Source organism: Microbacterium sp. (assembly GCF_035554235.1).
In the GTDB taxonomy this organism is placed as follows: domain Bacteria; phylum Actinomycetota; class Actinomycetes; order Actinomycetales; family Microbacteriaceae; genus Microbacterium.
This window is the reverse complement of sequence record NZ_DATMIO010000120.1, coordinates 1-9,546: the sequence shown is the minus strand read 5'-3', so window position 1 is coordinate 9,546 and position 9,546 is coordinate 1. Positions and strand designations below refer to the sequence as shown.

The following is a 9,546-nucleotide window of genomic DNA, read 5'->3' as shown; positions in this document are numbered from 1 at the left end:
CGATCGCCCGTTCGGACGTATGAGTCGCGGACTACTTGTCGCCCTCGGCCTTGCCGCCGAACGCCTTGTAGCGCGAGTTGAACTTCTCGACGCGGCCCGCGCTGTCCATGATGCGCTGCTTGCCCGTGTAGAACGGGTGCGAGGCCGACGAGATCTCGACGTCGATGACCGGGTACTCGACGCCGTCGAGCTCGATCGTCTTGTCGCTCTTGACCGTCGAACGGGTGAGGAAGGTCTCGCCCGAGCCGAGGTCGCGGAACACGATCGCCTGGTAGTCGGGGTGGATGTCAGTCTGCATGGGAAGTCCTTGCGGGATGTGCGGCCCTTCGACGGGCTCAGGAACCGGAAGTCTGCGGTGCAGTGCGCACCAAGGATCGATCTTATCAGATCGGGCACGAAACCGATCGTGCGTGCGCACGCGGGGCCGGAGCGGTCAGGATGCCGCGCGGGCGGCGTAGCGGCCTTCGTCGTGCGTCAGCGCGATCGGCACCCCGAAGGTGGCGGTGAGCGCGTCGGCCGTGAGCGCCTCGGCGATCGGACCGGAGGCGACCACGGCACCGTCCCTCATCAGCAGCACGTGCGTGAAGCCGACCGGGATCTCCTCGACGTGGTGGGTGACCATGATCATGGCCGGCGTCGTCGGCGCCTGCGCGTATCCGCCCAGGAGGGTGAGCAGCTCTTCGCGGGCCCCCAGATCGAGGCTCGCGGTGGGCTCGTCGAGGAGCAGCAGCTCGGGATCGGTCATGACGGCGCGCGCGATCTGCACGCGCTTCTGCTCGCCGTCGCTGAGCGTCCCGAAGGTGCGATCGGCCAGCCCGTCGAGATGCCACTCGGCCAGCACCCGCAGCGCACGCCGCTCGTCGATGTCTTCGTAGTCCTCGTTCCAGCGTCCGAGCACGGAGAAGGCGGCGGTGAGCACGACGTTCAGCACGGTCTCTTCGTCAGGGATGCGCTTCGCCATCGCCGACGACGCGAAGCCGATCCGCGGTCGCAACTCGAACACATCCGTGCGCCCGAGCCGTTCCCCGAGGATCGTGACGGCACCGGAGGTCGGGTGGATGAGCGTGTCGGCGAGCTGCAGCAGCGTGGTCTTGCCCGCGCCGTTCGGCCCGAGGATGACCCAGCGCTGGTCGTCGTCGACGGCCCAGGTGAGCCGATCGACGATGTTGCGGCCGTCCCGACGAACGACGACGTCGGAGAACTCGAGCACGTGCGGCATACGTGCCAGCCTATCGGCTGGTGCGGGCCTCTCCCGTGTGCCGCCGCGCGCGAGCGGCCTCGGCGACCTCGGCGTAGAGCGCCTGCGTCGTGGCCGCGATCTGCTCCCAGCTGAAGTCGTTCGCCGCCCGCTCCCGACCGGCCCGACCGTACTCGGCGGCCCGGGCGGGATCTGTGACGACCTCGGTGAGCACGCGTGCCAGATCGGCGACGTAGCGATCGGGATCCACCGGCGTGCCGGTGCCGTCCTGCACCTGCTCGATCGGAACGAGGCGGCCCGTCACGCCATCGACGACGACCTCGGGAATCCCGCCCGTCGCCGTGCCGACGACCGCAGCACCACACGCCATGGCCTCGAGGTTGACGATGCCGAGCGGTTCATAGACCGACGGACATACGAACGTCGTCGCCGACGACAAGATCGCACAGAGCTCATGGCGGGACAGCAGCCGATCGATCCACACGACGCCCTCGCGCGTCTCCTGGAGCGTGCGCACCCCCTCTTCGACCTCCGCGAGGATCTGTGGCGTGTCGGGAGCACCCGCGCAGAGCACGAGCTGCACGTCGGGCGGAAGCCGCGCCGCGGCCCGCAGCAGGTACGGCAGGCCCTTCTGCCGGGTGATGCGACCGACGAAGACCACCGACGGCTTGGCCGGATCGATGCCGGCGGCCTCGAGCACCGACGCGTCATCGACCGGGTGCCACGCCTCGACGTCGATGCCGTTGTAGATCACGCGCACGTCGGCGGGATCGAGCGCCGGATAGCTGCGCAGGATGTCGGCGCGCATGCCCTCGCTCACTGCGACGACGGCCGCCGCGCCTTCGTACGCGGTCTTCTCCACCCAGCTCGAGACGGCGTAGCCGCCGCCCAGCTGCTCGGCCTTCCACGGGCGGAGGGGTTCGAGGCTGTGCGCGGTGACGATGTGCGGAATGCCGTGCAGCATCGACGAGACGTGCCCCGCGAAGTTCGCGTACCACGTGTGGCTGTGCACGACGTCGGCGCCGCCGACATCCGTCACGATCTCCAGGTCGGTTCCCATCGTCTGGATCGCGCCGTTGGCCCCCGCGAGCTGCGGCGGAACGGCGTAGGCGGTGGTGCCCGCCTCCTCGCGCGGAGCGCCGAAGCAGCGCACCTGCACCTCCGCCGATCGACCGCCATCGAGGGCCCGAAGCGCCTTGACGAGCTCCGTCGCATGCACGCCCGCCCCGCCGTAGATCTCCGGCGGATACTCCTTGGTGATGATGTCGACGCGCATGTCTGAACGCTAGTACAGCGGCCGGAACGCCCTCTAGTGTGGTGCCATGCCAACACCGCCGAAGGTCTTTGGAATCATCCTCGCAGGAGGTGAGGGCAAGCGCCTCATGCCTCTCACCGTCGACCGCGCGAAGCCCGCCGTGCCCTTCGGAGGCCAGTACCGGCTCATCGACTTCGCCATATCGAACCTCATCAATTCCGGGCTGCGGCAGCTCGTCGTGCTCACTCAGTACAAGTCGCACAGCCTCGACCGGCACGTGTCGCAGACCTGGCGCATGTCGGCCCTGCTGGATTCGTACGTGACGTCGGTCCCGGCGCAGCAGCGACTCGGCAAGAGGTGGTTCAGCGGGTCGGCCGACGCCATCCTGCAGAGCCTCAACCTCATCCGCGACGAAAAGCCCGACATCGTCGTGGTCGTCGGCGCCGATCACGTATACCGCATGGATTTCCGCCAGATGCTCGACGCGCATATCGCCTCGGGCGCACGAGCCACGGTCGCCGGCATCCGCCAGCCGATCGGCCTGGCGAACCAGTTCGGCGTGATCGACGTCGAACCCGACGACCAGACCCGCATCCGCGAGTTCCTCGAGAAGCCGAGCGAGATCGAGGGGTTGCAGGACTCCCCCGGCGAGATCCTGGCGTCGATGGGCAACTACATCTTCGACACCGACGCCCTCATCGAGGCGGTGGAGACCGACGGCGAGCTGCCGACGTCGAACCATGACATGGGCGGCGACATCATCCCGTACTTCGTCTCGCGGGGCGAGGCGGGCGTCTACGACATGAAGGCCAACGACGTGCCCGGATCGACCGAGCGCGACCGCGACTACTGGCGCGACGTCGGCACGATCGAGTCGTTCTTCGACGCCCACATGGACCTCATCTCGACGTTGCCGATCTTCAACCTCTACAACATGCAGTGGCCGATCCACTCGCAGACGGTGAACTCGCCGCCGGCGAAGTTCGTGCGTGATTCGATGGGCCGCATCACGAACACGATCGATTCGATCGTCTCGCTCGGATCCGTGCTCTCGGGCACGCACCTCGAACGCAGCGTCGTCGGGCCCTGGACGCTCGCGGGCGGCGGCTCGACGATCACGGATGCCGTACTGTTCGACGGCGTCCAGATCGGAAAGGCCGCCCGCATCCATCGCGCCATCCTTGATAAGAATGTCGTCCTCGACGACGGTGCAACCGTCGGCGTCGATCGCGACCGCGACCTGGAGCGCGGCTTCACGGTCACCGATTCCGGCATCACCGTGGTGGGCAAGGGAGTGCACATCAGCGCGTGACCGACCGCGGCGACCGCGTCTTGCGGCTCCGCCCGGGCCGCTACGCTCTTGTCTCGTGTCTGCGCAGCCTCTCCTCGTCGTGCTCGATGCCGATTCGACCCTCATCCGCAACGAGGTGATCGAGCTCATCGCCGATGAGGCCGGCCGCGGCGTGGAGGTCACGGCGGCCACCGAAGCCGCGATGCGCGGCGAGGTCGACTTCGCCACGAGCCTCCGCTCGCGGGTTCAGGCGCTCGCCGGCGTGCCCGTGGGCGCCTTCGCTCATGTTCTCGCCCGGATCGAGCCGACCCCTGGCGTGCGCGAGCTGATCGACGCCGTCCACGAGCGGGGCGGCACGGTCGGTGTGGTCTCCGGGGGCTTCCATGAAGTGCTCGATGTCGTCTGCCCCGACCTCGGAGTCGATGTCTGGCGCGCCAACCGGCTCGCCGTGGCGGACGGGACGCTCTTGGGGGTCGTCGACGGCGAGATCGTGGATGCCGCGGGCAAGGCCGCCGCGCTGCGGGAATGGGCGGCGACCTACGGCGTGCCGCTGGGCGCCGCGATAGCGATCGGCGACGGTGCGAACGACCTCGAGATGCTCGCCGCGGCGGGACTCGGGCTCGCGTTTAATGCCAAGCCCGCCGTCCGCGCGGCGGCAGATCTGGTCGTCGGGCCCGTCGACCTGCGGGAGGTCATCCCGCTGCTGCCGCCCCTCGCACCGCTGTCCGTGCCCGCGGCGGGCTGAGGCAGCACCTCGACGAGTGTCGGCACCGCGGCGTAGCGTCGACGCATGGACGTCATCCTGGTTCCCGGTCTCTGGCTCGACGCGTCGTCCTGGGACGACGTGCGTCCCGCGCTCGAGGCGGCGGGGCACGCCACCCACCCCCTGACGATGCCGGGTGTGGGTGCGCCGGCCGACGAGGCCGCAGCGGTGGGCATGGCGGAGTGGGTCGCCGCAGCCGTCGCCGAGATCGACCGTCTCGGCGGTCCCGTCGCGCTCGTGGGGCACAGCGGGGGTGGGAACGTCGCGTACGGCGCCGCCGACGCACGTCCCGACCGTGTCGGCAAGGTCATCTTCATCGACACCTTCCCGCCGGGCGACGGCGGGATCATCTGGGACGAGTTCCCCGAGGTCGATGGCGTGATCCCGTTTCCGGGGTGGGACGCCTTCGAAGCGAACGAGATCGACGACCTCGACGCGGGCACCCGCGCCCGCTTCGAGGCGAGCGCCCAGACGGTGCCGCCCCGCGTACCCGCCGATCCGATCCGGCTCTCGGACGAACGGCGCCGCGACGTGCCTGCGACAGTCATCACGTGCAGCGTGCCGGCAGCGCAGGTGCGCGAGTTCCTCGCGAAGGGGCCGGCATGGATCGCGGAGCTCGCCGCCATCCGCGACCTCGATCTCGTCGACGTTCCGGCCGGTCACTGGCCGCAGTTCAGCCGTCCGACAGAACTCGGCGAGGCGATCGTCCGGGCACTCGCCGGCTGATCGGGTTCAGTGGCCCATCCCGAGGCCGCCGTCGACCGGGATGACGGCCCCGGAGATGTAGGCCGCGGCATCCGATGCGAGCCACGAGACGACACCCGCCACCTCGTCGGGAGTCGCGAAGCGGCCGGCGGGGATGCTGCGCTTGTACTCCGCCTGGGTCTCCTCCGGCAGCGCGGCCGTCATATCGGTCTCGATGAACCCCGGGGCGACGACGTTCGTGGTGATGCCGCGCCCGCCCAACTCGCGGGTCAGCGAGCGGGCGAAGCCGACCAGACCGCTCTTAGATGCGGCGTAGTTGACCTGTCCGGCGGAGCCGTAGAGGCCCACGACGCTGGAGATGAGGATGACGCGACCGAAGCGCGCGCGCAGCATCCCCTTCGACGCTCGCTTGACGACGCGGAACGCGCCGCCCAGGTTCGTCGAGACGACGCTGTCGAAATCGTCCTCGCTCATCCGCATGAGCAGCGTGTCCTTCGTGACGCCGGCATTCGCGACGACGACCTCGACGGGGCCGAGCTGCGCCTCGACTTCGGTGAAGGCGGCATCCACGGCGGCGGCATCCGTGACGTCCGCCCGCACGGTCAGCGTGCCCTCGGGGCCCTCGCCGCTGCGCGCGGTGACGGCCACCCGGTAGCCCTCGGCGACGAAGCGCTCGGCGATGGCGCGGCCGATGCCGCGGTTTCCGCCGGTGACCAGGACGACACGATCGTTGCTCATGGGATGCTCCGAGAGTCGGGAGAGGGGAACCGCACCAGCCTAGCGCCGCCCCGGATTGACACCCTCGGACAGCACTGGGACGCTGGGGGCATCCGTAACGAAAGGCACAGCGTGAGCAACGACAACACCCCCAGCCAGCCGCCGCAGCAGCCGGCACCCGACTCTCCGCCGGCGGCGCCTCAGCCGCCGGCGTACACGCCGCCCGCCGGGCAGGCTCCCGCCTACGGCCAGCCTCCTGCGTACGGCCAGGCACCGGCCTACGGTGCCGCGCCCGCGTATGGAGCGTACGGCCAGCCCGCTCCTGCGAAGACCAACACGCTCGCGATCGTCTCCCTGATCAGTTCGATCGCGGGATTCGTGATCCTGCCGTTCGTCGCATCGGTCGTCGGCGTCATCACGGGCCACATGGCGCTCGGACAGATCAAGAAGACGGGCGAGCAGGGCCACGGCATGGCGCTCGCCGGAACCATCATCGGCTGGGTCGGAATCGCCCTCGCCGTGCTCGGTCTGATCGTGCTGCTCGCGTTCATCCCTCTCTTCGTGGAGATCGCCAACGACCCGTCGTATCGGGCGTAGCTGCGCTGCGTCCAGCCTGCGTCCGCCTCGCGCGGCGTAGGCTGGATGCATCGTGAAATCGTCCTCGAAGCCCCAATCCACGACGTCGGTGCCGCGAGCACCGCACGATGAGGCCGGCGCGCGTTTCACGAAGTATCTGGTCACGATGGGCATCCGCATCGCGTGCTTCATCCTGATGGTCGCGATAACGCCCTACGGCTGGTACACCTGGGTTTTCGGAGCGGGCGCGATCGTGCTGCCCTATGTCGCGGTCGTGCTCGCCAACGTCGGCCAGGACACGCACATCCCGCGGGCCGAGAGCCCGGAGCGGGCGATCGAGGCCGCTCCCCCGACATCCGCGCCGGCGACCACCGATCGTCCCCCCGTCATCCGCATCGCAGAGACGCCACCCACCGAGCATCCCCAGGGCGCCGCATGATGTCGCAGCCCGAGCGGCCCATGTGCTCCCGCGCGGGGTGCCGTGCCGAGGCGACCCGGGCGGTCGTGTGGCGAAACCCCCGCATCCACACCCCCGACCGGCGCAAGACGTGGCACGCGTGCGACGAGCACGCGCCGTATCTGCGCGACTACCTCGCGGCCCGCGGATTCCCGGTGATCGTCGAGGCGATACCCACGCCCGAGGGGTCAGACGCCGCCGGGGTCACGCCGTGAGCCCGAGCGCCTCGTCGACGAGCGTCTCGTCGAGGTCCACCTCGTCGAAGACCTCCTCCGCGCGCCGGTCGACCGCGCTGCGCTGGAGCGCCTACATCGCCCTCGCGATAGCGTTCGCGATCGCCTGCTGGTTCCTCTCGCAGTGGCAGTTCGCACGCAACGAGGCGCGGGCGGCACAGCTCGAGCTCGTCGCGCAGAACTACGACGCCGACCCGGTCCCGATCGCGGCCGCGATCTCCGGCCTCGACGACTTCGACCCCGCGGAGGAGTGGCTGCCCGTCGTGCTCACCGGCGAGTACCTCCCCGAAGACCAGCTGCTCGCGCGCAATCGGCCGCGCGGCGGCACCAGCGCATTCGAGGTGCTCACTCCGCTGCGGCTCGACGACGGTCGCGTCTTCATCGTGAACCGCGGCTGGGTGCCGCCGGGCAGAGGCACCGTGCCCGATGAGATTCCGGCGGCGCCCGCAGGGGAGGTCACGGTCGTCGCGAGGCTGCGACCGAGCGAGGCGCTGCCGGGCTCGGGTCGCACCGCGCCCGATGGACAGATTCCGACGATCCACCTTCCGACCGTCGCCGAGGTCACGGGTGCGCAGACCATCACCGCCGCGTACGGGCTCATGGTGGCGGAGGACCCCGCGCCCGCGACGCGGCCTCGGCCCCTCGACCCGCCGACGGAGGATCCCGGTCCGCACCTGTCGTACGCGATCCAGTGGATCCTCTTCGCGATCATGGGCTTCGTCTTCATCGGCTACATCATCCGCACCGAGCGCAAGGTACGCCGCGAGGATGCGGCGGATGCCGCGCAGCACGACGGGACGGATGACGCGCCCACGCCGCGGACGCGTACCAAGCCTCCTCCGCGCAAGCGCGACCGCGACATGGCGGACGAAGACGCGATCCTGGATGCCGCCGGCCGCTGACGCGCGCTGCGCCCGGATGTCGAGTAGCGAGCGCCAGCGAGCGTATCGGGACACGGCGCTGCGCGCCTGCGCATCAGGCGAGTGAGATGAGGTCCTGGTACTCGCGGTTCCAGAGGTCCTCGACGCCGTCGGGAAGGATGAGCACGCGCTCGGGGTTGAGCGCCTCGACCGCGCCCTCGTCGTGCGAGACGAGCACGACCGCGCCCTCGTAGTGCGCGAGCGCCCCGAGGATCTCTTCGCGCGACGCGGGGTCGAGGTTGTTCGTGGGCTCGTCGAGCAGCAGCATGTTCGCAGATGACACCACCAGGGTCGCCAGCGAGAGGCGCGTCTTCTCGCCGCCGGAGAGCACGCCCGCGGGCTTGAGCACGTCATCGCCTGTGAAGAGGAACGATCCGAGCACCTTCCTGGCCTCGGTGGCGTTGATGTCGGGGGCCGCCGACATCATGTTCTCGAGCACGCTGCGCGACACATCCAGATTCTCGTGCTCCTGCGCGTAGTAGCCGATCTTGAGTCCGTGGCCGGGCTCGAGCTGTCCCGTGTCAGGCTGATCGACGCCCGCGAGGATCCGCAGCAGCGTCGTCTTGCCGGCGCCATTGAGTCCGAGCACGACCACCTTCGATCCCCGATCGATTGCGAGGTCGACATCCGTGAAGATCTCGAGCGACCCGTACGACTTCGACAGGCCAGAGGCCATCAGCGGGGTCTTGCCACATGCGGCCGGCTTCGGGAACCGCAGCTTCGCGACGCGCTCCACCTGACGCACCTCGTCGAGGCCCGACAGCATCTTCTCCGCTCGCGCGACCATCTGGTGCGCGGCGGCGGCCTTCGAGGCCTTGGCGCCGAACCGGGCGGCCTGCAGCTGCAGCTGAGTCGCCTTCTTCTCGACGTTGACGCGCTCCTTCTTGCGGCGCTCCTCGTCGGCCACCCGCTGGCGCAGGTAGTTCTTCCAGTTCATGTTGTAGACGTCGATGACCTGGCGGTTGGCGTCGAGATAGAAGACGCGGTTCACGGTCTCGCCGACCAGCTCGACATCGTGGCTGATCACGATCAGCCCGCCCTTGTAGTTCTTGAGGAACTCGCGCAGCCACACGACGCTGTCCGCGTCGAGGTGGTTGGTCGGCTCGTCGAGGATCATCGAATCCGCGTCGGAGAAGAGGATGCGGGCGAGCTCGATGCGGCGACGCTGGCCGCCCGAGAGCGTGCGCAGCGGCTGATCGAGGATGCGGTCCGGCAGCGAGAGGTTGTGCGCGATGGATGCCGCTTCCGCCTCCGCCGTGTAGCCTCCGAGCGCCTCGAACCGCTCGGTGAGCTGGCTGTAGCGCTTCATCGCCTTGGCCGCGACATCCGGGATCTCATCGCCCATCGCCATCGATGCGTCGTGCATGCCGATCGCCAGCGTGCCGAGGCCGCGCGCATCGAGGATGCGCGTGCGCGCAAGCATGTCGGGGT

General features: G+C 69.3%; 12 protein-coding genes. 7 read left to right on the top strand and 5 right to left on the bottom strand.

The features are described 5' to 3' along the window. Positions 1-31: 31 nt before the first annotated feature. The 3 genes from VNT50_RS05945 to glgA all read right to left on the bottom strand — a co-directional run bounded on the left by VNT50_RS05945 (position 32) and on the right by glgA (position 2,474). Complete coding sequence (locus VNT50_RS05945) at positions 32-298, bottom strand: type B 50S ribosomal protein L31 (RefSeq protein ID WP_325484181.1); 267 nt, start codon at positions 296-298, stop codon at positions 32-34. A 135-nt stretch (positions 299-433) separates the two neighbouring features. After that, on the bottom strand, positions 434-1,219 hold the full coding sequence (locus VNT50_RS05940) for an ABC transporter ATP-binding protein (protein WP_325484180.1): 786 nt from the start codon (positions 1,217-1,219) through the stop codon (positions 434-436). A 10-nt stretch (positions 1,220-1,229) separates the two neighbouring features. Continuing rightward, the gene (gene glgA, locus VNT50_RS05935; RefSeq protein WP_325484179.1) at positions 1,230-2,474 is read right to left on the bottom strand and encodes a glycogen synthase; all 1,245 of its coding nucleotides are present in this window, start codon (positions 2,472-2,474) and stop codon (positions 1,230-1,232) included. Positions 2,475-2,520: 46 nt separating this feature from the next. Between glgA and VNT50_RS05930 the strand changes: the two genes are divergently transcribed. From VNT50_RS05930 to VNT50_RS05920, 3 genes are read left to right on the top strand one after another with little or no spacing between them, the layout of a single operon-like run. Next, positions 2,521-3,765 (top strand): glucose-1-phosphate adenylyltransferase, encoded by a 1,245-nt coding sequence (locus tag VNT50_RS05930; RefSeq protein WP_325484178.1) that lies wholly within the window; start codon positions 2,521-2,523, stop codon positions 3,763-3,765. Positions 3,766-3,820: 55 nt separating this feature from the next. Beyond that, complete coding sequence (serB, locus tag VNT50_RS05925) at positions 3,821-4,489, top strand: phosphoserine phosphatase SerB (RefSeq protein WP_325484177.1); 669 nt, start codon at positions 3,821-3,823, stop codon at positions 4,487-4,489. Positions 4,490-4,534: 45 nt separating this feature from the next. After that, positions 4,535-5,233 (top strand): alpha/beta fold hydrolase, encoded by a 699-nt coding sequence (locus tag VNT50_RS05920; RefSeq protein ID WP_325484176.1) that lies wholly within the window; start codon positions 4,535-4,537, stop codon positions 5,231-5,233. Between the two features lie 6 nt (positions 5,234-5,239). Here the strand turns inward: VNT50_RS05920 and fabG are convergent, their stop codons facing one another. After that, entirely contained in the window at positions 5,240-5,950 is a 711-nt protein-coding gene (gene fabG / locus VNT50_RS05915) for a 3-oxoacyl-ACP reductase FabG (RefSeq protein WP_325484175.1), read from the bottom strand. Positions 5,951-6,061: 111 nt separating this feature from the next. On the opposite strand from fabG, the gene VNT50_RS05910 reads away from it, so the two are divergent. From VNT50_RS05910 to VNT50_RS05895, 4 genes are all read left to right on the top strand, one after another. Further along, a complete protein-coding gene (locus tag VNT50_RS05910) occupies positions 6,062-6,526 on the top strand; it encodes a DUF4190 domain-containing protein (RefSeq protein ID WP_325484174.1) in 465 nt (154 codons plus the stop codon). Positions 6,527-6,578: 52 nt separating this feature from the next. Continuing rightward, positions 6,579-6,944 (top strand): DUF3099 domain-containing protein, encoded by a 366-nt coding sequence (locus tag VNT50_RS05905; protein WP_325484173.1) that lies wholly within the window; start codon positions 6,579-6,581, stop codon positions 6,942-6,944. After that, positions 6,941-7,177, top strand: a complete 237-nt coding sequence (locus tag VNT50_RS05900; protein WP_325484172.1) for a hypothetical protein — start codon at positions 6,941-6,943, stop codon at positions 7,175-7,177. Before VNT50_RS05905 ends, VNT50_RS05900 begins: the two co-directional genes overlap by 4 nt. A 77-nt stretch (positions 7,178-7,254) precedes the next feature. Next, complete coding sequence (locus tag VNT50_RS05895) at positions 7,255-8,097, top strand: SURF1 family cytochrome oxidase biogenesis protein (protein WP_414683943.1); 843 nt, start codon at positions 7,255-7,257, stop codon at positions 8,095-8,097. Between the two features lie 73 nt (positions 8,098-8,170). On the opposite strand, the gene VNT50_RS05890 is transcribed toward VNT50_RS05895, so the two are convergent. Further along, positions 8,171-9,546: ABC-F family ATP-binding cassette domain-containing protein (locus VNT50_RS05890; protein ID WP_325484170.1), on the bottom strand; the 1,376-nt coding region annotated here is incomplete at its 5' end.

Bases quoted from the DNA above. Each gene is read 5' to 3' on its own strand.
- VNT50_RS05945 (WP_325484181.1), bottom strand. From the start codon at position 298: ATGCAGACTGACATCCACCCCGACTACCAGGCGATCGTGTTCCGCGAC.
- VNT50_RS05940 (WP_325484180.1), bottom strand. From the start codon at position 1,219: ATGCCGCACGTGCTCGAGTTCTCCGACGTCGTCGTTCGTCGGGACGGC.
- glgA (WP_325484179.1), bottom strand. From the start codon at position 2,474: ATGCGCGTCGACATCATCACCAAGGAGTATCCGCCGGAGATCTACGGC.
- VNT50_RS05930 (WP_325484178.1), top strand. From the start codon at position 2,521: ATGCCAACACCGCCGAAGGTCTTTGGAATCATCCTCGCAGGAGGTGAG.
- VNT50_RS05920 (WP_325484176.1), top strand. From the start codon at position 4,535: ATGGACGTCATCCTGGTTCCCGGTCTCTGGCTCGACGCGTCGTCCTGG.
- fabG (WP_325484175.1), bottom strand. From the start codon at position 5,950: ATGAGCAACGATCGTGTCGTCCTGGTCACCGGCGGAAACCGCGGCATC.
- VNT50_RS05900 (WP_325484172.1), top strand. From the start codon at position 6,941: ATGATGTCGCAGCCCGAGCGGCCCATGTGCTCCCGCGCGGGGTGCCGT.